Consider the following 25,871-nt stretch of genomic DNA (forward strand, 5'->3'; position numbering starts at 1 on the left):
CGATCGGGCCAGTCGTGACCGGGATGCGGCGGACGGGAGAGGGAAGGGGTGCGCGGAGGCCGGGGCGGCCCGCGCCGCGCCCGCCTCCGCGACCGGATCAGATCGCGTTCGCCGCCGACAGGATCGCGCGCACGCTGGCGGTCGCGACATCGGTGTCGAGACCGCAGCCGAACAGGCTGCGGCCGTCGGGGGTGCGGCATTCGACATAGGCGGCGGCCTGCACATTGCTGCCCTGGCCGATCGCATGTTCCGAATAATCGACGATGTCCATCGCCGGGCCGCCCGATTCGGCCAGCGCGGCGACGACGCTCGACATCAGGCCGTTGCCGCGGCCGCTGATGCTGCGCTCGGCGCCGTCGATGGTCAGCTTGCCCGCGAAGATGCGGTCGGCGCCGCTCTGGCTTTCCGCCCAGCTCACGAGCTGGAAGCGCTTGCCGTCCGCCGCCAGATAATGTCCCTCGAAGGCGGTCCAGATGTCGTCGGCGGTCAGCTCTCGGCTCGTCTGGTCCGCCACCGCCTGGACGATGTGGCTGAAGCTCGCCTGCATTTTCTTCGGCAGCTTCAGCCCCTTGTCCTGTTCGAGCACCCAGGCGACGCCGCCCTTGCCCGACTGGCTGTTGACGCGGATCACCGCTTCGTAGCTGCGCCCCAGATCGGCGGGGTCTATCGGCAGGTAGGGGACTTCCCACTTGTCGTCGTTCTGCCGCTCGCGCGCCGCGAACCCCTTCTTGATCGCGTCCTGGTGGCTGCCCGAAAAGGCGGTGTAGACCAGTTCGCCGCCATAGGGGTGGCGCGGGTGGACCGGCAACTGGTTGCAATATTCGACCGTCTGGATGACCTGATCGATGTCGGAGAAGTCCAGTTCGGGGTCGACGCCCTGCGTGTACATGTTGAGCGCGATGGTGACGAGGCAGGTGTTGCCGGTGCGCTCGCCGTTTCCGAACAGGCAGCCCTCGACGCGGTCGGCGCCCGCGAGCAGGCCGAGTTCGGCCGCCGCGACCCCGGTGCCGCGGTCGTTGTGCGTGTGCAGGCTGATCAGCGCGCGGTCGCGGTTCGGCAGATGCTTGCAGAAATATTCGATCTGGTCGGCATAGATGTTCGGCGTCGCCGCCTCGACCGTCGCGGGCAGGTTGAGGATGATCGGCTTGTCCGCCGTCGGCTGGAGCACGTCCATCACCGCGGCGCAGCATTCGATGCTGAAATCGATCTCCGCGGTCGAGAAGGTCTCGGGGCTGTATTCGAAGCGCCAGTCGGTGCCGGGCAGGCGCGCGGCATTGTCGCGCAGCTGCTTCGCGCCGTCGATGGCGATCTGTTTGATCTCGGGCATCTCCATGCCGAAGACGATGCGGCGCCACGCGGGGCTGACCGCGTTGTAGAGGTGGACGATCGCGGTCTTAGCGCCCGCCAGGCTGTCGAAGCTGGTGCGGATCAGGTCGGCGCGCGCCTGCGTCAGCACCTGCGGCGTGACGTCGTCGGGGATGCGGCCCGAGCGGACGAGGTTCTGGATATAGTCGAAGTCGGTCGCGCCCGAGGCAGGGAAGCCGACCTCGATCTCCTTGAGCCCGCATTTGACGAGCAGGTCGAAGAAGCGCGTCTTCTTTTCGGCGTCCATCGGATCGATCAGCGCCTGGTTGCCGTCGCGCAGATCGGTCGAGAGCCAGATCGGGGCCTTGGTGATCGTGCGGGCGGGCCACTGGCGGTTTTCCAGCGGGACCTGCGGAAAGGGTCGGTACTTGGCCGAGGGGTCGCGGAGCATGGGCATGGGTTGGCTTCTTCTGCTTGTGTGGATTCGGATGCTGTGTCGTCAGGCCCTTGAGCGCGTGGCCCACCGCGAAAGGCGCAGGCCGAAAGTCACGCCCAAGGGCGTGTAAGTCGCAGAAGAAGGAGGCCGCGCATGTGCATCGCCCGCGCTCATGACCAAAAAGCGCGGGCTTGGCAAGGGGGCGGCCGCAAAAAGTGCGGTGGGAAGGCGCCTATTGCTTCTCGAACGCCGCGTGAATCTTCAGCTCGACACGGTCGCTGACCAGCGGGATGCCATAGAGGATGCCGAAGTCGCTGCGGCGAATCTCGCCCTCCGCCTCGAAGCCGACGGTTTCCTTCTTGCTGCCGGGATTGGTGCCCGCGCCGTGGAAATCGACCTCGAGCGTCACCGGCCGGGTCACGCCGTTGAGCGTGAGATCACCCATCACCTTCGCCTCGTCGCCATCGTCGTCGAGGACGACGCGGGTCGACACGAAACGCGCGTCGGCGGGATCGGGGCCGAAGAAATCGGGCTTGGCGCCGTCCTTGCCGGCGCGAAGCAGGTGGCCGGTCAGCCCGGCGCTTGCCGTCGTCACCTTCGACACCGGGATCGTCACGTCGACCTTCGCGGCCGCCGGGTTGGCGGGGTCGAGGACGAGCGTGCCGGTCACGTCGCCGAAAATCCCCTGATATTTGCTGAAGCCGAAATGATCGACTTCCCACACGACGATCGTGTGGCCGGGGTCGGCGGCATAGGTTCCGGCGGCGACACGGCTCCTGTCGGGCGCGCCGGGCACGGCGGGGCCGCCCTGCGCAAGGACGACCGGGACCGCGACGACGGCGAGCGCGAGAGCGGCGAAGGGAAGGGTATGGCGCATGGGGGGCTCCTGTTCCGAGAGCGGCGAGGCTAGGCGAGAGGGCGGCGCGGCGTCAATGTCGTCGCGGCGAAACGCACGGTTTCCGGAATATGGCCCTATGGGTGCGTCGCGCGCCGCGCCTCGAACCATTCGCGCAGCGCCGCGGCGGCGCAGCCCGTGAAGCCGTAGCTGCCGACCGGCGAACAGCTGTTCGGCCGGGTGGCGCGGGCGACCGTCTCATAACCCTCGACCTGCGACGCCCAGCTGCCGCCGCCGACCGGGGCGTCGTCCTTGATCTCCTCGCGCAATTCCTTGGGGACGCGGTAGCGATCGGATTCGGGCTGCTGCGCGCAGACGACGATCTCGTCGCCCTGCGCCTCGGGACAGGGTTCGTCGCCATAGGTATAGAGGATCGAGCTCTTTTGCGGCGGCTGCGCCGACTGCGCGAGGCTTTCCTCCTCCTGCGCAAGCGCTGGAACCGCGGAGACGAGGGCCGCGAGACAAGTCAGAAGAGCGGCTTTTCCTGTCATTCCGGATCGCGTTCCCGATGTCGTGGCCTGCGACGATGGACCGCCGCAGATGAACCCAGGCCGAACTGCGGCCTGTGGATTCGGAGTTCGGCACAGCGCTGCCCCGCATAGACCCCGGCTTTCGCCGGGGAACGCTCACCTGTCGGAAGGGGATAATTGCGAAACAAGTTCAGCATGACGAACGGATGGGGCAGCGCGCCAAAACCCGAATCCTCACACGCCATAGAGGCGCCTGGAGAATGCTTGAGCGGACGCGCCACCACTTATGGCGATGGATCGAGATCGAGCGATGCGGCGATTGCGTCCCAGACCTGCGCGAGTTCGTCGGGCGCGATGCAATAGGGCGGCATGACATAAATGCTGTTGCCGAGCGGGCGGAGCAGGACGCCGCGTTCGCGATAGAAAGCGATCAGGCGGGGCGCGAGCGTCGACAGATAGCCGCCGTCGGGCACGCGGACGTCGAGCGCGGCGATGGTGCCCAGCCGGCGCGGGTTCGCGATGCGCGCATCGCCGGTCAGCAGCGACAAATGCGCCGCCTGCGCGTCGGCGAGCGCGTCGATCCGCGCCTGTACCGGCTCGTCGCGCCAGATGGCGAGATTGGCGACCGCCGCGGCGCAGGCGATCGGGTTCGCGGTGTAGCTCGACGAATGATAGAAGGTCTTTGCGCGGTCGGTCGAATAATGCGCTTCGAAGACCGGTTCGATGCACAGCGTCACCGCGAGCGGCATCGCGCCGCCGGTCAGCCCCTTCGACAGGCAGACGATGTCGGGGATCACCCCCGCCTGGTCGCAGGCGAAGCGGGTGCCGGTGCGACCCCAGCCGGTCATCACCTCGTCGGCGATGAACAGGACGCCGTGACGGGCGCAGATCGCGCGCATCTCCGCGAGCACCCATGCGGGGTAGATCAGCATGCCGCCGGCGCCGAGGATCAGCGGTTCGACGATGAAGGCGGCGGGCTTTTCGGCGCAGGCGGCTTCGAGCGCGTCGAGCGCCGCCTGTTCGCGTCCCCCGGCGGGGAAGGGAATGGTGCCGACGTCGAAGAGCAAAGGCTGCCACGCCCGGTTGTAGACGCCGCGCTCGCCGACCGACATCGCGCCGATCGTGTCGCCGTGATAGCTGTGCTCCATCACCAGGATGCGGCTGCGCGCCTCGCCGATGTTGAACCAGTAACCGAGCGCCATTTTCAGCGCGACCTCGACGCTGGTCGAACCCGAATCCGAAAAGAAGACGCGGGTCAGCGGATCGGGGGTGATGCGGACCAGTTCGGCGGCGAGCGCTTCGGCCGGCTCGTGCGTCCAGCCTGCGAAGATGAGCTGGTCGAGCTTCTCGCTCTGCGCCCGGATCGCGGTCATGATGCGCGGATGCGCGTGACCGTGGGTGGTGACCCACCACGAGGAGATGGCGTCGATCCAGCTGTTGCCCTGCGCGTCGTAAAGGCGCGCGCCCTCGGCCCGGTCGATCAGCGGTATCGGCTCACCGAGCCCGTGCTGGGTGAAGGGATGCCAGATGGGTGACATAAGTGCGACCTCTCTTACCGCTCGTGCTGAGCTTGTCGAAGCACCGTTCTTCCTTCTGGCGCCGGATGGAAAAAAGGACAGCCCCCTTCGACTGCCTTGCAGGCGCTCAGGACAGGCTTCGACAGGCTCAGGGCGAGCGGCTTCTGGTTTCAGGTGAAGCCGGCGAGATCGAAGTTGGCGGCGAAGGCTTGCGCCAGCGTCTCGTCCGTCAGCGGATCGAGGCGGGGAAGGCGGCCCAAACGGCGGACGCCGCCAATTTTCGCGACGATCGCCTCGCTGTCCTCGACGGCGTCGCCGACGAAGGCGATGCCGTGGATCGGGACGCCGCGCGCGCGCAGCGCCTCGATCGTCAGCAGGCTGTGGTTGATCGTGCCGAGACCCGTGTGCGCGCAGACGATGACCGGAATCCGCCAGCGCGCGAACAGATCGGCATAGAGAAGCGTGCGCGTGACCGGGACGAGGACGCCGCCCGCGCCCTCGACGATCAGGTCGCCCGCGGGCGGGGTCAGCGCATCGGGATCGATCGCGACGCCGTCGATCTCGGCCGCGAGGTGGGGGGAGGCGGGGGTGACGAGGCGATACGCCTCGGGCCGGACCGGCACCCCGGCCAGCCGCGCGACGACCTCGCTGTCGGTTTCGTCTTCGAGCCCCGACTGGATCGGTTTCCAATAGGCGGTGCCGAGCGCCCCCGCCAGCGCGGCGGTGAAGACGGTCTTGCCGATACCCGTGTCGGTGCCGGTCACGACGAAGCGCGGCATCAGGCGGCCGCCATCGCGTCGGCAAGCGCGCCGGTCATCGCGTCGATATCGCTTTCGGCGACGTTGAGCGTGATCGCGATGCGCAGGCGCGCGGTGCCCTGCGGCACGGTCGGCGGACGGATGCCGCGGACGTCGAAGCCCGCGGCCTGCAACGCGCCGGCGACGCGCATCGCGCGGGCGTTGTCGCCGATCACGACGGGAAGGATCTGGCTGCCGCTCGCGGGCAGGCCGAGCGCGGCAAGGCGCGCCTCGGCATGGCGGACGAGCGCGTGAAGGCGCGCGGGCCGCTCGGGCTCGGTCGCCACGATCTCCAGCGCCTGGCGGACGAGCCACGCCATCAGCGGCGACGGCGCGGTGGAGAAGATGAAGGGGCGGCCCCGGTTGACGAGGAAATCGCGGACGATCTGCGGCCCGCAAAGCAGCGCCCCCTCGCAGCCGAGCGCCTTGCCGCAGGTGTGCAATGTGATAAGCCTTTCGCGGGACGCAAGGCCGTGCGCAAGCCCCTGTCCGGCGGGACCGAAGACGCCGGTCGCGTGCGCCTCGTCGATCACCAGCACCGCGTCATGGCGCTCGGCGACGGTCGCGAGGTCGGCGAGCGGCGCCGTGTCGCCGTCCATGCTGTAGAGGCTTTCGACCGCGATCCACGGCGTGCCGGTGCCGCCCGCCTTGCGCCATGCGACGACCATGTCGTCGAACGCCTGCGCATCATTGTGCGCGGCGGCACGGATGTCCGTGCGGCCGAGCTTCATGCCGTCGTGCGCGCTCGCGTGGATCAATTCGTCGTGGATGATCAGGTCGCCGCGCTGCGGCAGCGTCGCGAACAGCGCGGCGTTGGCGGCGAAGCCGGTGGGAAAGAACAGCGCCGCCTCGCTGCCATAGTGGCGCGCGGCATGGGTTTCGAGCGCTTCATGTTCCGCATGATTGCCGCGCAGCAGGCGCGAGCCGCCCGAGCCGGCGGGAAGACCGCGCGCGATGCCCTGAGAGAGCGCGTCGCGCAGCGCGGCGGAGCCGGCGAGACCGAGATAATCGTTCGAGGCGAAATCGATCCCGGCGCGCGGGACGAGGGTGCGGCGGCGGTCTTCGGCCGCGAGCGCGGCGAGATCGGCGCGGTGGGCGTGGAAGGGCTGCCTCATCATTTCCCTCCGTTCGTCATTGCGAGCGGAGCGAAGCAATCTCCAGCTATCGACCATGTGCGAAGTCGATGGCTGGAGATTGCTTCGTCGCTACGCTCCTCGCAATGACGAGGTTCCGTCGCTGTCCGGCGCGGTCAGTTGACCGCCTTGTCGACCAGCTTGTTCTTCGCGATCCACGGCATCATCGCGCGCAGCGCGGCGCCGGTCTGTTCGATCGGGTGCGCGGCGGCGGCCTTGCGGCTGGCCTTCAGTTCGGGCTGACCGGCCTGGTTGTCGAGGACGAAATCCTTGACGAAGCGGCCCGAGGTGATGTCGGCGAGGACGCGCTTCATCTCGGCCTTGGTCTCGTCGGTGATGATGCGCGGGCCGGTCTTGATGTCGCCATATTCGGCGGTGTTCGAGATCGAATAGCGCATGTTCGCGATGCCACCCTCATAGAGCAGGTCGACGATCAGCTTGGTTTCGTGGAGGCATTCGAAATAGGCCATTTCGGGGGCATAGCCCGCCTCGACCAGCGTTTCGAACCCGGCCTGGATCAGGTGGGTGATGCCGCCGCACAGCACCGCCTGCTCGCCGAACAGGTCGGTCTCGCACTCTTCCTTGAACGTCGTCTCGATGATGCCGCTGCGCCCGCCGCCGACGGCGCTGGCGTAGCTGAGGGCGAGCGCCTTGGCGTGGCCGTTGCCCGCATTGCCGCTGGCTTCCTGCGCGACTGCGATCAGGCAGGGGACGCCGCCGCCCTTCTGATATTCGCTGCGCACCGTGTGGCCGGGACCCTTGGGCGCGACCATGAAGACGTCGATGTCGGGGCGCGCCTCGATCAGGCCGAAATGGATGTTGAGCCCGTGCGCGAAGGCGAGCGCGGCGCCGGGCTTCAGATTGTCGGCAAGGTCGTCATAATAGATTTTCGCCTGATGCTCGTCGGGGGCGGCGATCATGATGACGTCGGCCCACTGGGCGGCTTCCTTGTTCGACAGCACCCGGAAGCCCGCGCCTTCCGCCTTCTTCGCGGTCGCCGAACCGGGGCGCAGCGCGATCGCGACATCCTTGACCCCGCTGTCGCGCAGATTCTGCGCGTGAGCGTGGCCCTGGCTGCCATAGCCGAGGATGGCGACCTTCTTGCCCTTGATCAGATCCTGGTCGGCGTCGCGATCATAGTAAACCTGCATGTCTTTCTTCCCTAATAGTGTGTCCCCGCGAAGGCGGGGACCCATCTGACGTTGACTGGACCCCCGCCTTCGCGGGGGAGCACGAAATTGAACTAAACCGCCTCCGGCCCGCGCGAGATGGCGACGATGCCGGTGCGCCCGACCTCGACAAGGCCGCATTCGCGCATCAGCGCGATGAAGCGGTCGACCTTGTCGCTGTTGCCGGTGATCTCGAAGACGAAGCTGGTCAGCGTCGTGTCGACGACCTTGGCGCGGAACACGTCGGCGAGGCGCAGCGCCTCGATGCGCTTCTCGCCGGTGCCGGCGACCTTGACCAGCGCGATCTCGCGCTCGACATGCGCGCCCTGGTCGGCGAGGTCGATGACTTTGTGGACCGGAACCAGCCGGTCGAGCTGCGCGATGATCTGGTCGATCACCGGCGGCGGGCCGGAGGTGACGATGGTGATGCGCGACAGCGCATGGTCGGCGGTGATGTCCGCCACCGTCAGGCTTTCGATATTATAGCCGCGCGCGGTGAACAGCCCGGTGATCTTGGCGAGCACCCCGGCCTCGTTGTCGACGGTGATGGCGAGCACGTGGCGCTCGCCCGCTTCGGTCATGATTTTCATGTCGGTTACACCAGAGCCTTGGCTTCGTCGTCCATCGTGCCGGTGACGTCGCTCGGCTGGAGGATCATTTCGGTATGCGCCGCGCCCGACGGGATCATCGGGAAGCAGTTGGCGAGCTTGGCGACGCGGCAGTCGACGATCACCGGGCCGGGCGTATCGATCATGGTGCGGATGCCGTCCTCGAGTTCGCCCAGCGTGTCGATGCGCAGCCCCGTCCAGCCATAGGCCTCCGCCAGCTTCACGAAATCGGGCAGGCTGTCCGAATAGCTGTTCGAATAGCGGCTTTCATAGGTCAGTTCCTGCCACTGGCGGACCATCCCCATCCACTCGTTGTTGAGGATGAAGATTTTCACCGGCAGGCGGTGCTGGCTGACCGTGCCCATTTCCTGGATGTTCATCTGAAGCGAGGCTTCGCCCGCGATGCAGATGACGAGGCGGTCGGGCCGCGCGACCTGCGCGCCGACCGCGGCGGGAAAGCCATAGCCCATCGTGCCGAGACCGCCCGACGTCAGCCAGCGATTGGGGGCGGAAAAGCCGAAATGCTGCGCCGCCCACATCTGGTGCTGCCCGACCTCGGTGGTGATGATCGGGTCGCGGCCGCGCGTCGCCTCGAACAGCGCCTTGACCGCGCGCTGCGGCATGATCTCCGCCCCGCTGTCCTTCTTCTCCGGGAAGTCGAGGCAGCGCGTCGCGCGCCAGCCGTCGATGCGGCGCCACCATTCGCCGAGGTCGCGCGCCTTGTGCCCCTTGTCCTGCCACGCGCCGATCAGCGCGTCGAGCGCGCGCCCCGCGTCGCCGAGCACCGCGACGTCGACGGGAACGATCTTGTTGATCGACGACCGGTCGATATCGATGTGGATCTTCTTCGCATGCGGCGCGAAGGCGTCGAGGCGGCCCGTGACGCGGTCGTCGAAGCGCGCGCCGACCGCGATGATCAGGTCGGCGCGGTTCATCGCCATGTTCGATTCATAGGTGCCGTGCATGCCGAGCATGCCGAGCCATTTCGGATCGTCCGACGGAAAGGCGCCGAGCCCCATCAGCGTCGAGGTGATCGGCGCGCCGGTCAGCCCGACGAGCTGGCGCAGCGCCGCGCTCGCGTCCGGGCCCGCGTTGATGACGCCGCCGCCGGTGTAGAAGATCGGGCGATCGGCCGCCGCGATCAGCGCGATCGCATCGGCGATCGCATCGGCGTCGGGTTCGACCTGCGGGCGATAGCTCTGGTGCTCGATCAGTTCGGGCACGCTGTAGGTGCCGGTCGCCACCTGCACATTCTTCGGGATGTCGATCACCACCGGACCGGGCCGGCCATGCGTCGCGATATGGAACGCCTCGTGGATGATCGGGCCCAGCCGGTCGGGGTCCATCACCAGATAATTATGCTTGGTGCAGTGGCGCGTGATGCCGACCGTGTCGCATTCCTGGAATGCGTCGGTTCCGATCAGGGTCGTCGGCACCTGCCCGGTCAGCACGACCATCGGGATCGAATCGAGCAGCGCGTCGGTGATGCCCGTCACGGCGTTGGTCGCGCCCGGGCCCGAGGTGACGAGCACGACGCCGGGCTTGCCGGTGGCGCGGGCATAGCCCTCCGCCGCGTGGGTCGCCGCCTGTTCGTGGCGGACCAGAATGTGCCGGATCGTCGGGTGGTTGAACAGCGCGTCATAGATCGGAAGGACCGCGCCGCCCGGATAGCCGAACACCGTATCGACCCCAAGGTCGACCAGCGCCTGAACCACCATGTCGGCACCGCTCATTTCCGTCACGACACTGCTCCTTTTCTCCATTTCGCCCGCGCGCAAGGCCCGCGCTTGTGCGACGCAACAAGGCTGCGGGCAATAGGTATATGATTCTATCCTGTCAACAGTGCATGTTGTAATTTTATTGCTATTTCCTTTATGGAATCGACGGATAATGATACTTCATGCCGGGGCCACCCGGCCGGCGGCTGATGGCGCAGCCAGGTGAACTGGCGTTTCGCATATTGGCGGGTCGCGGCCTGCGCCCGGTCGAGCGCCTCGGCGCGCGACAGGGTGCCGCGCAGCAGGGCGGCGATCTGCGGCACGCCGATCGCGCGCATGACGGGAAGGTCGGGGTCGAGATCGCGGGCGATCAGCGCCGCGACCTCGTCGATCGCGCCGCGCTCGAACATCCCGGCAAGCCGCGCGTCGCAGCGCGCGCGCAGTTCGTCGCGCGGCGGCAGCAGGACCAGCGGGACGAGCGCGACGGAGCCGACGATGCCGCCCTCGCGCGCGCGTTGCCAGTCGGCGAGCGGCCGGCCGGTGGCGCGCACCACTTCGAGCGCGCGGGCGACGCGGGTCGTGTCGGCGGGATGCAGGCGCGCCGCCGCGGCGGGATCGGCCTTCGTCAGCGCGGCATGGGCGTCGGCCACCGCCATCGCACGCACTTCGGCGCGAATATCGGGGGCGATCGCGGGCACCGGCGCGATGCCGTCGAGCAGCGTGCGCAGATAGAGGCCGGTCCCGCCGACCAGGATCGGGATATCGTCGTCCTCCCACGCACGGGCCAGCGCACGGCGCGCTTCGGCGGCCCAGCGCGCCGCGTGATAGGCGCCGTCCGCCCCGTCGACATGACCGAACAGATGATGCGGGACGCCCTGCATCTCCGCCGCGGTCGGGCGCGCCGACAGGATGGTCAGGTCGCGATAGACCTGGCTGGCATCGGCATTGATGACTTGCGCACGCCCCACCGCCTGCGCCAAGGCGACGGCAAGGGCGCTCTTGCCGCTGGCGGTCGGCCCGGCGATAAGCGCCACAGGAAGCCGCTGGCTCGAGGATGAAGAAGGAGATGCCATGTTCGTTGCGACGCTGATAGCAGCCGGAGCGCTGACGGGCGAGGTGGTGCGCGAGGCGATCGACCGCCTCGCCGCGACCGGGCACGACGTGGGCGCGCCGCACTGGCTCGACGAAGGCGACGCGGCCGACATCGTCTTTCAGGGCAGTCTGGTCAGCGCGCGCAGCGAGCTTGCGAAGATGGACCATGGCGCGCTCGACATCGTGGTCCAGCCGCTCGGCGACCGGACGAAGAAGCTGCTGATCGCCGACATGGATTCGACGATGATCACCGTCGAGTGCATCGACGAACTCGCCGACTATGCGGGGCTGAAGGCGCAGATCGCGGCGATCACCGAAAAGGCGATGCGCGGCGAGATCGACTTTCGCGGCGCGCTGGCGGAACGCGTCGGGCTGCTGGGCGGCATGGCCGAGACGACGCTGGCCGAATGCCGGATGGAGCGGGTCCGGCTGACGCGCGGGGCGCGCACGCTGGTCCAGACGATGAAGGCGCACGGCGCCTGGTCGGTGCTGGTGTCGGGCGGTTTCATGCCCTTCGCCGGGCCGGTCGCGGAAGCGGTCGGCTTCGACAAGGTGGTCGCGAACGAGCTGGAGATCGTGGGCGGCCGGCTGACCGGGCAGGTGCGCGAGCCGATCGTCGATTCGGGCGCCAAGCTCGCGATGCTCCAGTCCGAGGCCGCGGCGCGCGGGCTGCCGCTGGCCGAGACGCTGGCGATCGGCGACGGCGCCAACGATATTCCGATGATCACCGCGGCCGGGCTGGGCATCGGCTATCACCCGCACCCCGCGGCCGCCGACGCCGCCGACGCCGCGATCCGCCATCACGACCTGACCGCGCTGCTGTGGGCGCAGGGCTATCCGCGGCGAAGCTGGGTGCTGGGGTAGGGATGCGGGGCCGTCCCGATTGCCGCCCCGTCCGGTTGGCCGGGGCCGCGGCGGCGATCCTGATGCTTTCGGCCTGCGCGGGCGGGAATTTCCGTCCGGTCAGCGATTCGCCGGTGCGGATCGGCAAGCCCTATGCGGTCCGCGGCACGACCTATGTGCCCGCCGCCGCCCCCGCCTATGACGTGGTGGGCTATGCGAGCTGGTACGGCAGCGAATCGGGCAACCGCACGGCCAATGGCGAGAAATTCCGCCCCGGATGGGTCACGGCCGCGCACACGACGCTGCCGCTGCCGACCTATGTCGAGGTGACGGCGCTCGACACCGGGCGGCGGATCGTCGTGCGCGTCAACGATCGCGGCCCCTTTGCGGGCGGCGGACGCATCATCGACCTGTCGCGCGGCGCGGCCGAACAACTCGGGATGAAGGCGCAGGGCCACGCCCCGGTGCGCGTGCGACGCGTCGAACCGTCGGAAAAGGACCGCGAGCGCCTTCGCAAGGGCAAGCCCGCCGCCGCGCTGGCGCCGCTGTCGCAGCGCGACCTGCAAAACCTGCGCGCGCGGCTGGCCGCCGGGGGGCGGTAGGGCGCGGTTGGAAGACGGGTATCGGACCGGACTGCTCGGCGGGATTATCATTGCGAGGAACCATCCTGGTTCCGCGCTGCCCCGGAGAACAATCGTTTGGGCTATAAAGCCGAGTGCTCCCGCGAAGGCGGGAGCCCAGAGCGGATGGAGCCATGTCGGCGTCTATCGCTCTGGGTCCCCGCCTGCGCGGGGACACGGCACGATTCATCCGAAGATGATCAGGCTAGGGAGCCATGCCTCGGATGGGCACCATTTTAAGGCGTGTGGGGGTTCATCTTGCGACTGTCCTTTATCGTGTGTCCCCGCGAAGGCGGGGACCCATCTGCGGTGGTTTCGAGATGGAACCGGCCGAAGATGGACCCCCGCCTTCCGCCTATGGCGGAAGTTTATCCTGAGCGCCCGCCCTGCGGGCAGTCGAAGGGTGGGGGAACACGGCTTTATACAATATCGCGGCGATAGACTCTGAATCCCCACAGACCTTAGAGAATCGTGCATTAAATCTGCATCACTCTTTCTGTCGTTCGTGCCGAGCCTGTCGAAGCACCGCCTTTCTTCCTGCGGCGTCAAAAGAAAGAACGGCCCTTCGACTGCCTTGCAGGTGCTCAGGACAGGCTTCGACAAGCTCAGCGCCTGCCCCCGCGAAAGCGGGGGGCGAACGGTTCGGATTTGACGCGCTACGGCCCGATGACATGGAACGGGCTCGCCATCTGCGAGCGGCAAAGCCACGCGGCAATCCAAAGCCATCGCGCCTCAGCGTATCCGCACGCCGCCTTTCCACAGCATCGTGGCGCGGCCCTGCATCGGCATGCCGTCGAAGGGGGTGTTGCCCGCCCACGCCGCCATCTTCTTCGCATCGACCTGCCACGGCGTGCCGTCGTCGATCAGGATCAGGTCGGCCTCGGCGCCGACCGCGAGCGTTCCGGCATTAAGGCCGAGCAGTTTCGCGGGGTTCGCGGCGAGCAGGTCGAACAGGCGCGCCGGGGTCGCGTGGCCGTCGCGGACGAGTTGCAGCCCCATCGCGAGCAGCGTCTCGGCGCCCGCCATGCCGGGCAGCGCCTCGGCGAAGGGCAGGCGCTTGTCCTCGGGCCCGCGCGGGTCGTGGCCCGAAGCGAGCACGTCGATCGTGCCGTCGGCGATGGCGGCGAGGCAGGCGCGGCGGTCGTCCTCCGACCGCAGCGGCGGCGACAGGCGCGCGAAGGTGCGGAAATCGCCCATCGCGGTGTCGGACAGGAACAGGTGCGCGGGCGTGATGCCGCAGGTGACGGGCAGTCCCGCCGCCTTCGCGGCGCGGATCAGGTCGAACCCGCGCCGCGTCGTGACCTGGCGGATATGCAGCGGCGCTCCCGTTTCCTCGACCAGCAGCAGGTCGCGCGCGATCGCCATCGCCTCGGCGATCGCGGGCGCGGAGGCGAGGCCGAGCCGCGTCGCCATCTCCCCATCGGTCGCGACCGCGCCGTGCGTCAGTCCTTCGTCCTCGGCATGCGCGATGACGGTGAGGCCGAGCGACGCGGCGTAGGAGAGGACGCGGCGCATCACGCCGGCATCGGCGATCCGGTCCCGGCCCGTCGCCACCGCGCGCGCGCCCGCGCCCTTCATCAGCCCGATTTCCGCCAGTTCCCTGCCGGCGAGCCCCTTGGTCGCGGCGGCGAGCGGATGAACCCACAGGTCGGGCTTGCCGCCCTTCGCCGCGCGCTCGACGAGCCCCGCGCCGTCGAGCGGGCCGCTGTCGGGCATCAGCGCGGCGCGCGTGATGCCGCCGAAATGAAAGGCCGGCTTGTCGGTTGCGAAGACGCCGAGGTCGATGATGCCGGGGGCGAGCCACCGGCTCTTCGCATCGACCGTCTCGGCGCCCTCGGGACGCTCGGCGGGGTCGATCGCGGCGATGCGGCCGCCGACCGCAAGCAGGCTGCCGCTCGCGCCGCCGAGCAGGCGGGCGTTGGCGATGAGGAGCGGCTTCAGTTCCATCCGGGCACCCCCCGCTTGCGGCGGGTCAATATGTCGAGGCACGCCATGCGCACCGCGACCCCCATTTCGACCTGCTCGGTGATCGTCGATCGCACCGGGTCGTCGGCGATGCTGCTGTCGATCTCGACCCCGCGGTTCATCGGGCCGGGATGCATGACGATCGCGTCGGGCTTCGCCTTCTCCAGCCGCTGCGGCGTCAGCGCGTAGAGCGCGTGATACTCGCGCGCGCTGGGCAGGTAGGCGCCGTCCATGCGCTCGTTCTGAAGGCGCAGCATCATCACCACGTCGGCACCCTTCAACCCCTCGTCCATGTCGGTGAAGGGGATGGCGTGCATGCGGTCGAGCGCGGGCGGGATCAGCGTCGGCGGCGCGACGACGCGCACCTCGTTGCCGAGCAGGGTCAGCGCGAGGATGTTCGATCGCGCGACGCGGCTGTGCAGCACGTCGCCGCAGATCGCGATGGTCAGCCCCTCGACCTTGCCCTTGCGGCGGCGGATGGTCAGCGCGTCGAGCAGCGCCTGCGTCGGATGCTCGTGCCGCCCGTCGCCGGCGTTCAGCACCGGGCAGTCGACCTTGTCGGCGATCAGTTGCACCGCGCCCGAGGCCGAATGGCGGATGACGATCGCGTCGGCGCGCATCGCATTCAGCGTCATCGCGGTGTCGATCAGCGTCTCGCCCTTCTTCACGCTCGACTGCGCCGCGTGCATGTTGACGACGTCGGCGCCGAGCCGCTTGCCCGCGATCTCGAACGACAGCAGGGTGCGCGTCGAATTCTCGAAGAAGGCGTTGATGATGGTGAGGCCCTTCAGCGCATCGTCATGCTTCGCCGCGCCCGAACGGTTCAGCTCGACCCACTGTTCGGCGGCGTCGAGGATATAGGAAATTTCCCATGGGGCGAGCTGGGCGATGCCGGTCAGGTCGCGATGGCGAAAGGCATCGCCACCGGGCGGGTAGTCGCTGGCGGGTCGGGTGGTTGCGCTTGTCATTAAAGCGCAGCGTCTAGGACGCGCGGGCCGATCCCGCAAGCGAAGAAGCGGGGTGATGCCGTATCGAGGGCAGGGCGCTCAAAAACGGGCGGCGGCCGCCTCCAGCTCCGGGGTGAAGGAATCGAGATAGGCGAGCCGCTCCGGCGCGGTGGCTTTCGTGGTCTTGCAGGCGTTGATCACGCGAATATCGTGCAGGCCCATCTGCCGGAAGATGTGCAGCAGATAGGGCAGCTGGAAATCCCCCGGATCGTCGTCGCCCGTCGAGGAACGGGTGAGGATGAACTGGACGGGGCGGTCGCGGAGCAGGCCGAAGTGCTGCCGGGTCTTCGGATCGAACCCGAATGTCCGGCCGGGCTGCATCAGGTGATCGAGATAGCGCTTCACCGCCCACGGCACCGAATAGTTCCACATCGGGCACGACAGCAATATCTTGTCGGCGCGGTCGAAATCCGCGATCAGCCGCTCGGTATCAACCCACGCGACCGTCCCCGCCTCGCTCCGTTCCTCGCCGAACAGCGGCGCCAGCTTGTGAATGGCGTGGACCGCACCGAAATCGGGATTCGCTGCGGCGTCGAACACGTCGATGTCGCCAATCTCATGGCCGGGATGCAGGGCGCGATAGCGGCGCAGGAAGACGTCCGCCAGTTTTCGCGAAGCCGACCGCTCGCCCTTGGGGCTGCCCGCGATATGCAATATCTTCACCTCGTGCGTCTCCTCAGGCTGCGGCGAGATTGGCGATCACGCTGCGCAACAGCCGTTCGAGCGTCGCGACCTCCGCCGCCGTGAAATCCTGCGTCGCCAGGACATGGACGTCGCGGGCGAGGGGGATCAGCACCGCCTCCAGCGCCTGCGTGCGCCGGGTCGGGAAGACCAGCATCTCGCGGCGGTTGCCGGCATTGCGCCGGCGGCTGACGAAACCCTTTTCCTCCAGCCTGCGAAGCGCGATGGTAGCCGTGGCTTCGGAAATTCCCAACCGGTTGGCCAGCTCGCGCTGGCAGATGCCGTCGGTGCGCCACAGCTGCCGCAGGAAGCTCCACTGGCTCGCCGACACGTCATGCACCATGGTCCGGTGCTCCAGCAGCCGCTGGAAGGACTGGAAGACCAGACGTGCAAGATCGTGCAGCTGTCCGCCGTCTTGCACATCCGGTCCGTTTTCCCGCAGAGCGTTCCGCATGGCAGGCCCCTCTGCAATGCCGGGTCAGAAGCCCTTGGTGACCTCCAGCGCGATGGTTCGCGACGGATTGACGAACACCGCCCAGCTTCCCGCCACCAGCGGCACGCCGAACGACTGGCTGAACGACACCTTGTTGGTCAGGTTGCGGCCGATCAGCGCGACCTCGAGGTCGTTCGCCTCGGACGCGAGCGCGAGCCGCGCGTCGAGCTTGGTATAGCCGGGCATGATATTGTTGGGATGGCGGTCGTCCTGATAGATGGAGGCGCCGGTATAGTCCGCCGCGACGCGGCCGGTCAGCGCCCAGTCCGACGCCACCGGCACCCGAACCTCGGCATAGCTGTTCCATTTCCACTTCGGCGCGCGCGTCAGCCGGTAGCCGGCGAGGTTCATCGTCGTGCAGCCCGCGGGCGCGTCATAGGTGCAGGCCGCCCCCGGATAATCGGTGTAATAGGCGTCGAGATAGGCCAGCGAACCGCCGATCGTCAGCATGTCGCCGATCCGCAACGCCGCGTCGCCCTCGATCCCGCGCGACCGCGCTTCGGCGGCGTTGCCGGTGGTGAAGGACGATCCGGTGAAGGAGGAGACCTGAAGGTTCGTGAAATCGGTCGTGAAGGCGGCCATGTTCAGGTGCAGCCGGTTGTCGAGCAGGCGCAGCTTGGCGCCGGCCTCCCACGACCGCGCCCGCTCGGGCTCGAACTCGACGCGCCCGGTCAGGCCGAGGCGGCTGTCGTTCGACACATAGCCGCCGCCCTTCGATCCGGTCGCATAGCTGAGGTAGACCTGCGCCGACGGGCCGAACTTGTAGCTGAGCTTCGCCGAATAATCCCACAGCGCCTCGCTGCGCGAGCGGATGAAGACGTAGCTGGGATAGGCGAGCACGCTCATTTCCCCGGCGACGCGCGCCTGCTTCGATTCGTGGTTGTAGCGCAGGCTGCCGCTGAAGGTCAGCGCATCGGTCAGATGCCAGTCGATCGCGGCGAAGGGCGACAGCGCCTCGCTCGTCTGGTGGAACGGCAGCCGCGCCGTCCCTTGCAGCAAGGGGCCGATCGGCGGGGTCAGCACCTTGTCGGCGCCGTTCCAGTAGATTTCCTGCAGGATGTCCGACCGCGCGTAGAAATAGGAGCCGCCGACGATCAGGTCGACCGGCCCGACGGCGCCCGCGACCCGGATTTCCTGCGAAAGCTGCGAGCTGTTTTCGGTATGGATCGAATCCGAAAAGGCGATGGGGCTGATGTCGATATCGTTCTGCGTCCGGGCGCGCAGCCGCTGATAGCCCGAGATCGACGAAAGCTCGAACCCCCCGCCGAGATCGAGCTTGGCGGTGACGGTGAGGTTGAGGTTGTTGGTGCGCGAGAATTCGGGATAGGCCGAACTTTGCGCGCGCTCGAACGAGGGGCGTTCGGGCGGGCCGCCGACGGCGGCCGACGCGGCGCGGATCTGGTCGCAGAAGACGCAGTTGCCCAGACCGTTGTAGGTCAGGTTGCCGCCCTTGTAGTTGTTCTCGGCATATTCGGCCTTGAACAGGATCGATCCGCCCCCGCCGGCGGGTTCGAACAGCAACTGGCCGCGAATGCCCATATTGTTGTTGCTGTTGTCGTCGCGTCGGGTGACGCGGTTGTACATGTAACCGCCCTCGTGCCCGGCCTGAAAGCTGAGCCGGGCGCTGAGGCTGTCGGTCAACGGACCCGACACGAAGCCGCCGCCGCCATAGCCGTCATTCTCGAACTCGTAGCGGCCGCGCAGTTGCGCTTCGAACTGCCGGGTGGGCGCGCGGCTGATCACGCTGATCGCGCCGGCGTTGGTGTTCTTGCCGAACAGCGCGCCCTGCGGACCGCGCACGACCTCGACCCGCGCGACGTCCATCATCGCGGTCTGCATCGACCGCGACCGGCCCGAATAGACGCCGTCGATGAAGAAGCCGACCGACTGTTCGAAGGCCAGGTTGCCGCCGCCCGAACCGAGCCCGCGCATTGACACGACGAAATTGCCGTTGGTCTGGTCGATCTGCAGATTGGGGACGCTCGACTGGAGGTCGTTGAACTGGCGGATGCCCATCGCTTCCATGCCCTCGCCGCTGACCGCCGCGACCGACAGCGGCACGTCGAGCAGCGTCTGCTCGCGCTTGGTCGCGGTGACGACGATTTCGGAATCGCGGGCGGCCGACGCGCCGTCGGTCTGGGCATAGGCGGACGTCGGAACGGCAAGGCTGGCAAGCAGCATCGAACGGAACAGCGTAATCCGGTTCATTTTTCCCTCCCATTTTCGGGCGCTCCGCCCCCGTCGCCATGACGGGTTTCGCGGGCCCCATTTATTGTCGGCGCCGGTCCTTTCGCCGCGGGCGCGCGCCTTTCGCCCGCCGCAAGCGATCAGTAGATCATCGAATTGGGTTCCATCCCCAGCATGGCGCGGCCGCGCAGTTCGGATGCCGCGTCGATGTCGTAGATGACGTGGTTCGACATGACGTTGATGTCGCGCAGATGCCGCTGCAGCGGATTGCCCCGCATGTGGGCGCCCGCGCCCGCCGCCTCGACCAGCGTGCGGATCGCCTCGCGGCAGATTTCCATCGCGTGCGCGATCTGCAGGCGCATGAAGCTGCGCTGCCCGAAGGTGGCGGGCACCGGTCCCGCCGCGAGTTCGACGTTGCGATTGACCGCCGCGCGCAGCAACATCTCCGCGGTCGCGATCTGCACGTCGGCATGGGCCAGACGCATCTGCGCCGCGGGCTTGTCCGATTGCCGGGTCGTGCTTCCCGGGATGACGCGTTGCTGAAGCTGTTCGGCAAAGGCGGCGACCGCCGCGCGCCCGACCCCGACGCCGCCGATCGCCGCGGTGACGCCCAGGAAGGGGGTCATCGGCTGGCGATAGATCGGATTGTCGTACAGGCGCGCGCCGTGGCCGGTTCCGGCCCGCATGTCGTTCATGTTCATCGTGCGATATTCGGGGATGAAGGCGTCCTCGATCAGCAGGTCGTGGCTGCCCGTTCCCTCCATCCCGTCGATATTCCAGGTGTCGAGCACCTTGACCTCGTTCGTCGGCAGGGCGCAGAACAGGGCGCGGCGCTCGGGATCGTCGGGGATCGCGCATGCCACCATCGCCCAGTTGGAATTCATGATCCCGGTGCCCCATTTCCAGCGGCCCGAGATGCGATAGCCGCCGTCGACCGGAATCGCCTTGCCCGGGGGCGCGGTCACGCCGGGCGCGATCACATAGGGGACATGGTCTCCGCCGCCGCCGAAAATCTCGTCCTGGAACGGCTCGGGAAATTGCGACAGCATCCAGACATGCTCGACGCAGAAAGCGGTGACCCAGCCGGTCGACGCGCACCCTTCGGCCAGCGGCAGCATCGCGTCGAGGAAGCTGTCGACGTCGAATTCCAGCCCGCCATATTTGCGCGGCATGAAGTGATAGAAACAGCCGGTCGCGCGGATGGCGTTCCACACCTCGACGATCGGGCGCCGTTCGCGCTCGCACGCCGCGGCGTGCCGTTGCAACAGCGGCTTGAGCGCGGTGGTGCGGCGGACCAGGTCTTCGGGCGTGAGCTGGGCCAGTTGCTCGCGCGTCAGGAAATCATCCCCGACCGGAATCGCGGGTTGGACGGTCGGCGGTAATTCCATGTCGGCCACGGCCATTCTCTCCCTCATGTCTTTGGAGGGAGTTTGTCAGGCTGCCTGACAAAGTCAATAGTATACTAACTATTTTCTTTCGGGCGCGCTCAAATCGGGAATGGGACCCCAGTCCGCCGAGATCGCGTCGTCGAGGGCGTCGAGGCGATCCTTCCCCAGGCGGGCGCCCAGATGCTGGTGCAAGGCGTTCATCACCGCTTCGGCGGCGTGCCGGAGCGGCGATGAATCGGGATGGAAGCTGATCTTGTGCGCGCGCCTGTCCTGCGGGTCGGGCCGGACCACCAGGATATTCTGTTCGACCAGCGTCGCGATCATCTCGCTCATCGACTGGCGCGTGATCCCCAGGTTGGCGGCGAGGCGGGCGGGGCGCGATTCGCCCATGGCGATGTTCGCGAACAGCATCGACTGGGTCCGCGTCGGGGTCGGCCAGCCGTCGCGGCGCAGGTTCGACTGGAGCGCCTCGTCATACCAATAGACCGCCCGCAACAGGTGGATCATCGTCATCGGGTGATGGGATGCTTGCGTCATGGGCGGGCCCGTTTCCTGCGTCCTGTTGCTCATCGGGGGCGGCGATGGACCAGATGCACGGCGTTGCCAACCCCGATCCCGCGCCGCGCCGGCCGGGATCGGGCGGGCATATATGGACTTCAGACATGCAAGGGCCCGTTCCCGGGCGAAAGCCGGGGTCCAGATGCCATGGTGCCGCGCGGCATGGGCCCCGGCGTTCGCCGGGGAACGGTTGGCTGGCGAAAAGGGGCCGTGACCGATCGGGCGATCGATCCCGCCCGCGCTACAGCAGTTCGAACACGTCGTAACGGACCGCGCCGCCGACGCTGGCGCCAAGGCCGACCGCGACGATGTCGTTCAGCCAGCGATAGCGCTCGTCGCCCGTTTCGAACATCGGCGTGGTGCGAAAATAGACTTCGGCCTTGTCTTCGGGAGTCTTCGGGCCGCCGTTCCGCGCATGCTTGTGCGCGGCCGAAAGCGGCCGCAGCACGCCGCGATAGGAGACGTAGATCAGGGCGCCGTCATGCGTTTCCATCGTAATGCGGGCGTCGAGCCGCAGCGTGTCGTTGTCGTCGATCGTCGCCCAGTCGCCGCCGCTCGGCATCACCCGGCCGCGCAGTCGCTCGCCTTCGACCTCGCCGCCGGTCAGCGCCGCGATCATCCGGCGTCCGAAATGCGCCTTGCCGATCATCTGCTGGGGTTCGGTGAAAGCGGCGCGATAGGAACAGAGGTAGCGGAAGCGGGGTTCGTCCATCGGTCATCCTTTCGGAAAAGAAGCGGGAAGCGAAAAAGGGGGAGGGCGGCTCCGTCGGGCGGAGCCGCCCGCCGCGTCAGAAGCTGAACGCGACCGTCGCCCCATAGGTGCGCGGCGGCGCATAGGGGGTCAGAAGCTGGCGATAGGCGGAGAACCAGGTGACATAGGTCGGCGTCAGCTCGTTCGTCAGATTCTTGCCCCACAGCGACAGCTCCCAGCCATCGTCGGGGTTCGACAGCGACAGGCGCGCGTCGACATTCTCGTGCGCGGGCCAAAGCTGCTGCGGAATGTTCGACGCCTCGAAATAGGCGTCGTCGACCCAGCTGTAATCGACCCGCAGCTTTGCCGTCAGGTCGCCGATCGGGCGCTCGAACTGGCCGCCGATGTTGAATTTGTTGCGCGGCGAGCGCGGCAGCTGGTTGCCCGTATAGTCGGTGCCGGGGATCGCATATTCGATGAACTTGGTATCGAGCCACGAATAGCTGCCGTCGATCTGGAGCCCGTCGACCGGGCGCACGACGGCTTCGACCTCGATCCCCTTGATCCGCGCCTTGGCGGCATTGCTGACGACAACGCAGCAAAGCGGGACGAGCTGCGAAATCTGCAGGTCCGAATAATCGGTCCGGAAGGCCGCGACGTTCAGGCGCAGCCGGCGGTCGAGCCAGTCGGTCTTGGCGCCGATTTCATAGCCCCAGGCGAATTCGGGGTCGTAGGGGGTGGAGGCGCCCGCCGCGGTGCCCGACAGCCCCTGGAACCCGCCGCTCTTGTAGCCGCGCGCGACCGAGGCATAGAGCAGGACGTCGTCGGTCGCCTTCCAGTTGAGCGCGAACCGGGGCGTGAAGGCCTTCCAGCTCTTCTTGCCCGTGACGTCGTAGCCGTCGAGCGACCCGAGCGGCGGCGGCAGGCCCGGGCCGTCGTCGGCCTTGTATCCCGCGAAGCGGCCGCTCTTGCGCTCCCACGTCATGCGCGCGCCGACCGTCGCGGTCAGCGCCGGGACGATCTCGACGTCGACCTGGCCGAAGATCGCGAAGCTGCGCGCGTTGACCGACTGCGGATAGATGCCGGTCCCCGATCCTTCGGGGGTCGGGAAATCCTGAATCTGCCCTTCGATGCGGTCGTTGTTCTCCTTGAGGAAATAGACGCCGGTCTGGCCTTTCAGGCGGCCGTCCCACGCGTCGAAGGCCAGGCGCAGTTCCTGGCTGAACTGGCTGTTGTTCTCCTCGCCGAAACTGGTCGATTCGATCTGCGCCGGCGGGTTGATGGGGTTGCTGAAGAAGGGCGTGACGAAGTTGAACTTGACCTTGCGCAGCGCGGTGAGCGAGGTCAGCGTCCCGAACGGCAGGTCGATGTTGACCTCGCCCGAATAGGTCTGGATCGTCCGCTTGATCTCGCCGTCGATATAGGCGTTCACGACGCGCGGGTCGGGATTGATGCCGACGCAGTGGATGCCGTCCTGAAAGCTGCTGTCGCAATTGTTGTGGCGCGGATTGCCCTTCTGGTCCTGGTGCGAGATGTCGGCGCGCAGGATGATGTCGAGCGTGTCGTTCGGGACGAAGCGCAGCGCCGCGCGGCCCGTCGTCAGGTTCAGGTCGTTGACGCGGTGGCCCGTCGTCTCGTTATATTCGAAGCCGTCGCGCTGCTTGTGCGAAACGCCGGCCGAAAAATAGATGGTGTCGGTCAGCGCCATGTTGCCGCGGGCGGTCACGCCGATGCGGTCGTAATTGCCGTAGGTGCCCTCGAAATGAAAGCTTTCCTCGTCGGTCGGCTTGCGGCTGACGAACTGGACGAGGCCGCCGATCGCATTCTTGCCGAACAACGTCCCTTGCGGTCCGCGCAGCACCTCGACCCGTTCGAGGTCGAGCGCGTCGAGGTCGGGCGTGCCGCCGCGCCCGGCATAGACGCCGTCGACGAAGACGACCACCGACGGGTCGCCGCCGGCATTCTGGCTGATGCCCGGCGCGCTGCCGATGCCGCGCATCGAAAAGTTGGTGTTGACCGGGTCGACCGCGCTGATCGCCAGGCCGGGGGTGCGGATCGCGATGTCCTGCACCGTCTCGATGCTGTTGTCGCGGAGCTGGTCGGCGCCGAAGGCGGTGACCGAAACGGGCACGTCCTGCAGCCGCTGTTCCTGGCGCTGCGCGGTGACGATGATGTCGTCGCTGTCGCGCGGCGCGCTGTCCTGCGCCGCGGCGGGCACGGCTATCGCCGCGGTGCCCGCGAGCAGCAGCGTGCTTATCCTGATTTCCGTTCTAGCCATCTCTCATCTCCCGACCCGCCGGCCCGCGGTTCATATCCGCTTGACTCAGCCTTATTTTTACTTAGCGTTCTAAGTAATATTTCATATATAACAGCATGATCGAGCGCGCAAGGGCGCGCCGTGCGCGAAGGGACGGGATGATGGCGAACGACGGCGCAACGACTCGATCGCGGCAGGAACCATCGCCCGACGCGGGCGCCGAATCCCCGCAATGGCCGCGTCCGGTCTATGGCTGGTACGTCGTCGGCGTCCTCCTGCTCGCCTATACATTGTCCTTCGTCGACCGGATGATCCTGAGCCTGCTCGTCGCGCCGATCCGCGCCGCGCTCGACATCTCGGATACCGAGGTCAGCCTGCTGATCGGGCTGGCCTTCGCGCTTTTCTACACGCTGCTGGGCCTGCCGCTGGCGTGGATCGCCGACCGCTGGAACCGCCGCAACCTGATCCTCGTCGGCGTCGCGCTGTGGAGCGTGATGACCGCGGGCTGCGGCTTCGCGGGAAGCTATGCCACGCTGTTCCTCGCGCGCATGGGCGTCGGGGTGGGAGAGGCGGCGCTGTCCCCCGCCGCCTATTCGATGCTCAGCGACACCTTTCCGCGCGACCGCCTGGCGCGCGCGCTGGCGGTCTATTCGATCGGGGTGCCGCTCGGCTCGGGCGTGGCGATGATCCTCGGCGCCTTCGTCGTCCAGGCCGTGCTCGCCGCGCCGATGGTCGATCTGCCGTTCGTCGGCCCGGTCGAGGCGTGGCGGACGATCTTCCTCTGGGTCGCGGCGCCGGGATTGCTGGTCTGCCTGCTGCTCCTCACGGTGCGCGAACCGCTGCGCCAGGGACGCCGGCAGGCCGCCGCCCACGCCGACGAGCCGCCGGCGCCCGGCTTTCTCGCCCACCTCGTCCGCCAGCGCGCGGCGCTCGGCGCGCTGTTCGTCGGCATGGCGCTGATCGGGCTCGTCATGTACGGCGTGATCGCCTGGGTTCCGACCTTCTTCTTCCGCACCTATGGCATGGAGGTGTCGCGGGCCGGGCTGTGGTTCGGCGTCATCATGGCGATCGGCGGCGCGGCGGGGCTGGTGCTCGGCGGCACGCTGGCCGACCGGATGTTCGGCAAGGGCGTCGCCGACGCGCATCTGCGCGTGATGCGGCTGTCGATCCTGCTGGGCGGCCCGCCGCTGCTCGCTGCGGCGCTGATGCCCGATGCGGTGCTGGCGTTCGCGATGCTGGCGCTCGCCTTTCCGATGCTGACGATGCACGGCGTCGGAACGGTGGCGTTGCAGCTCATCACCCCGAACGAATATCGCGCCCGCGTGACCGCGCTCTATTTCTTCATCGTCAACCTGACCGGGCTGGGTTTCGGTCCGATGCTGATGGCGCTGCTCACCGACCATCTGTTCGGCGACGATGCGGCGCTGCGCTATTCGATAGCGCTGGTGACCGGCGTCGCCATGCCGCTGGCGGCGATCATCCTGACCGTGGGTTTTCGCGCCTTTGCCCGCGAATTGGCGAAGATGTCGGACGGCGCCTGATCCCGTCCACGGCGATCCGCCGATCGGGTCAGGCGCTCACGCCCGCACCAGCGCGTCGATCGCGCCTTGCAGGATGAAGGCGGCGGCGGCGCTGTCGATGCGCTCGGCGCGTTTCGCGCGGCTGACGTCGGCGGCGATCATCGCGCGCTCGACCGCCGCGGTCGACCAGCGTTCGTCCCACAGCAGCACGGGCAGGCCCAGCGGCGCGAGGTTGCGCGCGAAGGCGCGCACCGACTGGGTGCGCGGACTGTCGCTGCCGTCCATGTTGAGCGGCAGCCCGACGACGAGGCCGACGACCGACTGGGCGGCGACGAGCCCGCGCAGGGCATCGAGATCGGCGGCGAACTTGCCGCGGCGGATCGTCCGGTCGGGGGTCGCGAAGCTCCACCCCGCGTCGCACAGCGCGACCCCGATCGTCTTCGTCCCGACATCGAGCCCGGCGAGGCGCCCGCCGTCGGGAAGCGCGGCGGCAAAATCGGGGGCGAGGGTGGAAATCATCG

Annotated in this window: 23 protein-coding genes; 3 read left to right on the forward strand and 20 right to left on the reverse strand. The window is 67.7% G+C overall.

Translation table 11 applies throughout. From position 1 onward, the window contains the following. Nucleotides 1–97: 97 nt before the first annotated feature. The 10 genes from leuA to miaA form a co-directional block, all read right to left on the reverse strand. Nucleotides 98–1,762: a 2-isopropylmalate synthase gene (leuA, locus tag AC2S9W_RS11465; protein ID WP_420877525.1), complete on the reverse strand. Its 1,665-nt coding sequence runs from the start codon at nt 1,760–1,762 to the stop codon at nt 98–100. A gap of 211 nt (nt 1,763–1,973) precedes the next feature. Continuing rightward, a complete protein-coding gene (locus AC2S9W_RS11470) occupies nt 1,974–2,618 on the reverse strand; it encodes a YceI family protein (protein WP_486570865.1) in 645 nt (214 codons plus the stop codon). 95 nt (nt 2,619–2,713) lie between these two features. Next, a complete protein-coding gene (locus AC2S9W_RS11475) occupies nt 2,714–3,127 on the reverse strand; it encodes a hypothetical protein (protein ID WP_486570866.1) in 414 nt (137 codons plus the stop codon). A gap of 263 nt (nt 3,128–3,390) precedes the next feature. Further along, entirely contained in the window at nt 3,391–4,644 is a 1,254-nt protein-coding gene (locus AC2S9W_RS11480; protein WP_486570867.1) for an adenosylmethionine--8-amino-7-oxononanoate transaminase, read from the reverse strand. 149 nt (nt 4,645–4,793) lie between these two features. Beyond that, nucleotides 4,794–5,402, reverse strand: coding sequence for a dethiobiotin synthase (gene bioD, locus AC2S9W_RS11485; RefSeq protein WP_486570868.1), 609 nt, complete (start codon nt 5,400–5,402; stop codon nt 4,794–4,796). After that, entirely contained in the window at nt 5,402–6,538 is a 1,137-nt protein-coding gene (locus AC2S9W_RS11490) for an 8-amino-7-oxononanoate synthase (protein WP_486570869.1), read from the reverse strand. The genes bioD and AC2S9W_RS11490 overlap by 1 nt, the downstream gene beginning before the upstream one ends. Before the next feature lie 131 nt (nt 6,539–6,669). Continuing rightward, nucleotides 6,670–7,704, reverse strand: a complete 1,035-nt coding sequence (gene ilvC / locus AC2S9W_RS11495) for a ketol-acid reductoisomerase (RefSeq protein ID WP_486570870.1) — start codon at nt 7,702–7,704, stop codon at nt 6,670–6,672. A 92-nt stretch (nt 7,705–7,796) separates the two neighbouring features. Beyond that, nucleotides 7,797–8,312 (reverse strand): acetolactate synthase small subunit, encoded by a 516-nt coding sequence (ilvN, locus tag AC2S9W_RS11500; RefSeq protein ID WP_067184358.1) that lies wholly within the window; start codon nt 8,310–8,312, stop codon nt 7,797–7,799. Nucleotides 8,313–8,317: 5 nt separating this feature from the next. Next, nucleotides 8,318–10,072 carry a biosynthetic-type acetolactate synthase large subunit gene (ilvB, locus tag AC2S9W_RS11505; RefSeq protein WP_212597352.1) on the reverse strand — a complete coding sequence of 585 codons (1,755 nt, stop codon included), beginning with the start codon at nt 10,070–10,072 and terminating at the stop codon, nt 8,318–8,320. A gap of 86 nt (nt 10,073–10,158) precedes the next feature. Next, nucleotides 10,159–11,121 (reverse strand): tRNA (adenosine(37)-N6)-dimethylallyltransferase MiaA, encoded by a 963-nt coding sequence (gene miaA / locus AC2S9W_RS11510; RefSeq protein WP_486570871.1) that lies wholly within the window; start codon nt 11,119–11,121, stop codon nt 10,159–10,161. On the opposite strand from miaA, the gene serB reads away from it, so the two are divergent. Next, complete coding sequence (gene serB, locus AC2S9W_RS11515) at nt 11,120–12,004, forward strand: phosphoserine phosphatase SerB (protein ID WP_067109660.1); 885 nt, start codon at nt 11,120–11,122, stop codon at nt 12,002–12,004. The genes miaA and serB overlap by 2 nt on opposite strands. 2 nt (nt 12,005–12,006) lie before the next feature. Further along, nucleotides 12,007–12,585: a septal ring lytic transglycosylase RlpA family protein gene (locus tag AC2S9W_RS11520; protein WP_076075759.1), complete on the forward strand. Its 579-nt coding sequence runs from the start codon at nt 12,007–12,009 to the stop codon at nt 12,583–12,585. A gap of 750 nt (nt 12,586–13,335) precedes the next feature. On the opposite strand, the gene AC2S9W_RS11525 is transcribed toward AC2S9W_RS11520, so the two are convergent. The 9 genes from AC2S9W_RS11525 to AC2S9W_RS11565 all read right to left on the reverse strand — a co-directional run bounded on the left by AC2S9W_RS11525 (nt 13,336) and on the right by AC2S9W_RS11565 (nt 23,851). Next, on the reverse strand, nt 13,336–14,550 hold the full coding sequence (locus tag AC2S9W_RS11525; RefSeq protein WP_486570872.1) for a dihydroorotase: 1,215 nt from the start codon (nt 14,548–14,550) through the stop codon (nt 13,336–13,338). Continuing rightward, on the reverse strand, nt 14,541–15,536 hold the full coding sequence (locus AC2S9W_RS11530; protein WP_486570873.1) for an aspartate carbamoyltransferase catalytic subunit: 996 nt from the start codon (nt 15,534–15,536) through the stop codon (nt 14,541–14,543). Before AC2S9W_RS11530 ends, AC2S9W_RS11525 begins: the two co-directional genes overlap by 10 nt. A 78-nt stretch (nt 15,537–15,614) precedes the next feature. Beyond that, nucleotides 15,615–16,238 (reverse strand): FMN-dependent NADH-azoreductase, encoded by a 624-nt coding sequence (locus tag AC2S9W_RS11535; RefSeq protein WP_486570874.1) that lies wholly within the window; start codon nt 16,236–16,238, stop codon nt 15,615–15,617. Between the two features lie 13 nt (nt 16,239–16,251). Beyond that, on the reverse strand, nt 16,252–16,710 hold the full coding sequence (locus tag AC2S9W_RS11540; RefSeq protein ID WP_082797106.1) for a MarR family transcriptional regulator: 459 nt from the start codon (nt 16,708–16,710) through the stop codon (nt 16,252–16,254). 24 nt (nt 16,711–16,734) lie between these two features. Further along, a complete protein-coding gene (locus AC2S9W_RS11545) occupies nt 16,735–18,957 on the reverse strand; it encodes a TonB-dependent receptor (RefSeq protein WP_486570875.1) in 2,223 nt (740 codons plus the stop codon). Nucleotides 18,958–19,076: 119 nt separating this feature from the next. After that, nucleotides 19,077–20,324, reverse strand: coding sequence for an acyl-CoA dehydrogenase family protein (locus tag AC2S9W_RS11550; RefSeq protein WP_207797297.1), 1,248 nt, complete (start codon nt 20,322–20,324; stop codon nt 19,077–19,079). 78 nt (nt 20,325–20,402) lie between these two features. Further along, entirely contained in the window at nt 20,403–20,861 is a 459-nt protein-coding gene (locus tag AC2S9W_RS11555) for a MarR family winged helix-turn-helix transcriptional regulator (protein WP_158682148.1), read from the reverse strand. 262 nt (nt 20,862–21,123) lie between these two features. Next, nucleotides 21,124–21,594, reverse strand: coding sequence for a DUF3237 domain-containing protein (locus tag AC2S9W_RS11560; RefSeq protein WP_067109625.1), 471 nt, complete (start codon nt 21,592–21,594; stop codon nt 21,124–21,126). A gap of 76 nt (nt 21,595–21,670) precedes the next feature. Next, entirely contained in the window at nt 21,671–23,851 is a 2,181-nt protein-coding gene (locus AC2S9W_RS11565; protein WP_076075741.1) for a TonB-dependent receptor, read from the reverse strand. Nucleotides 23,852–23,991: 140 nt separating this feature from the next. Here AC2S9W_RS11565 and AC2S9W_RS11570 point away from each other — a divergent pair, with 140 nt between their 5' ends. Further along, nucleotides 23,992–25,371, forward strand: coding sequence for a spinster family MFS transporter (locus AC2S9W_RS11570; RefSeq protein ID WP_076075738.1), 1,380 nt, complete (start codon nt 23,992–23,994; stop codon nt 25,369–25,371). Nucleotides 25,372–25,407: 36 nt separating this feature from the next. On the opposite strand, the gene ruvX is transcribed toward AC2S9W_RS11570, so the two are convergent. Continuing rightward, a complete protein-coding gene (gene ruvX, locus AC2S9W_RS11575; protein WP_104960328.1) occupies nt 25,408–25,869 on the reverse strand; it encodes a Holliday junction resolvase RuvX in 462 nt (153 codons plus the stop codon). Between the last annotated feature and the right edge of the window lie 2 nt (nt 25,870–25,871).

This window comes from Sphingopyxis sp. 550B (assembly GCF_057401805.1).

Excerpts from the sequence above, each read along its gene's own strand:
- AC2S9W_RS11555 (WP_158682148.1), bottom strand. The coding sequence starts at position 20,861 with ATGACGCAAGCATCCCATCACCCGATGACGATGATCCACCTGTTGCGG.
- AC2S9W_RS11490 (WP_486570869.1), bottom strand. The coding sequence starts at position 6,538 with ATGATGAGGCAGCCCTTCCACGCCCACCGCGCCGATCTCGCCGCGCTC.
- AC2S9W_RS11470 (WP_486570865.1), bottom strand. The coding sequence starts at position 2,618 with ATGCGCCATACCCTTCCCTTCGCCGCTCTCGCGCTCGCCGTCGTCGCG.
- AC2S9W_RS11560 (WP_067109625.1), bottom strand. The coding sequence starts at position 21,594 with ATGGACGAACCCCGCTTCCGCTACCTCTGTTCCTATCGCGCCGCTTTC.
- ilvC (WP_486570870.1), bottom strand. The coding sequence starts at position 7,704 with ATGCAGGTTTACTATGATCGCGACGCCGACCAGGATCTGATCAAGGGC.
- AC2S9W_RS11540 (WP_082797106.1), bottom strand. The coding sequence starts at position 16,710 with ATGCGGAACGCTCTGCGGGAAAACGGACCGGATGTGCAAGACGGCGGA.
- leuA (WP_420877525.1), bottom strand. The coding sequence starts at position 1,762 with ATGCCCATGCTCCGCGACCCCTCGGCCAAGTACCGACCCTTTCCGCAG.
- AC2S9W_RS11570 (WP_076075738.1), top strand. The coding sequence starts at position 23,992 with ATGGCGAACGACGGCGCAACGACTCGATCGCGGCAGGAACCATCGCCC.
- AC2S9W_RS11550 (WP_207797297.1), bottom strand. The coding sequence starts at position 20,324 with ATGGAATTACCGCCGACCGTCCAACCCGCGATTCCGGTCGGGGATGAT.
- AC2S9W_RS11530 (WP_486570873.1), bottom strand. The coding sequence starts at position 15,536 with ATGACAAGCGCAACCACCCGACCCGCCAGCGACTACCCGCCCGGTGGC.
- AC2S9W_RS11480 (WP_486570867.1), bottom strand. The coding sequence starts at position 4,644 with ATGTCACCCATCTGGCATCCCTTCACCCAGCACGGGCTCGGTGAGCCG.
- ruvX (WP_104960328.1), bottom strand. The coding sequence starts at position 25,869 with ATGATTTCCACCCTCGCCCCCGATTTTGCCGCCGCGCTTCCCGACGGC.
- AC2S9W_RS11565 (WP_076075741.1), bottom strand. The coding sequence starts at position 23,851 with ATGGCTAGAACGGAAATCAGGATAAGCACGCTGCTGCTCGCGGGCACC.
- bioD (WP_486570868.1), bottom strand. The coding sequence starts at position 5,402 with ATGCCGCGCTTCGTCGTGACCGGCACCGACACGGGTATCGGCAAGACC.
- AC2S9W_RS11520 (WP_076075759.1), top strand. The coding sequence starts at position 12,007 with ATGCGGGGCCGTCCCGATTGCCGCCCCGTCCGGTTGGCCGGGGCCGCG.
- AC2S9W_RS11475 (WP_486570866.1), bottom strand. The coding sequence starts at position 3,127 with ATGACAGGAAAAGCCGCTCTTCTGACTTGTCTCGCGGCCCTCGTCTCC.
- AC2S9W_RS11525 (WP_486570872.1), bottom strand. The coding sequence starts at position 14,550 with ATGGAACTGAAGCCGCTCCTCATCGCCAACGCCCGCCTGCTCGGCGGC.
- serB (WP_067109660.1), top strand. The coding sequence starts at position 11,120 with ATGTTCGTTGCGACGCTGATAGCAGCCGGAGCGCTGACGGGCGAGGTG.
- miaA (WP_486570871.1), bottom strand. The coding sequence starts at position 11,121 with ATGGCATCTCCTTCTTCATCCTCGAGCCAGCGGCTTCCTGTGGCGCTT.
- ilvN (WP_067184358.1), bottom strand. The coding sequence starts at position 8,312 with ATGAAAATCATGACCGAAGCGGGCGAGCGCCACGTGCTCGCCATCACC.
- AC2S9W_RS11545 (WP_486570875.1), bottom strand. The coding sequence starts at position 18,957 with ATGAACCGGATTACGCTGTTCCGTTCGATGCTGCTTGCCAGCCTTGCC.